This window comes from Mesorhizobium sp. M2E.F.Ca.ET.219.01.1.1 (assembly GCF_004016445.2).
In the GTDB taxonomy this organism is placed as follows: Bacteria; Pseudomonadota; Alphaproteobacteria; order Rhizobiales; family Rhizobiaceae; genus Mesorhizobium.
Genome location: NZ_SADT02000067.1, coordinates 1 through 404, shown reverse-complemented (window position 1 = coordinate 404; position 404 = coordinate 1). Strand labels below are relative to the sequence as shown.

Sequence of the window (404 nt, the reverse complement as noted above, 5' to 3'; positions counted from 1 at the left end):
CCCGAGCCCGATTATCCGCAAGAGGCCGCGGTTCGCTGGGTGCGCCACAATGGCGAGATCAGGTGGAATGGCGGCTTCGTCTATGTCTCGCAATCACTGGCCGGCGAAGCCGTCGCGGCCATCGAAGCCGAGGACGGCCAATGGGCACTTACCTTCCATGATTATCCGCTTGGCATCATCGACACCAGACGTATGAAGCTCGTCCGCCGCAGCGCCGCGCCAACCAAACCGCTTGGCGCTGCGGCGGATGCATAGGGGAGAACTGTTACCTATGTATCCGGTTCAATCTGTTACCCATCTATCGGCTGGACATCTGGCCGCAGCCTTGGCGCCCTCCTTGCCACGTCAGCGATTGGCGAAACCATCGATGACAGCGCCCCTCTCCCCGTCGCTATACGGGGAGA

The 404-nt window shown here is 61.4% G+C and carries 1 pseudogene; it reads left to right on the top strand.

The annotated features are described in order from the left end of the window. Nucleotides 1–255, top strand: a pseudogene (locus EN862_RS34945) (integrase); the annotation flags it as partial. Nucleotides 256–404 lie beyond the last annotated feature (149 nt).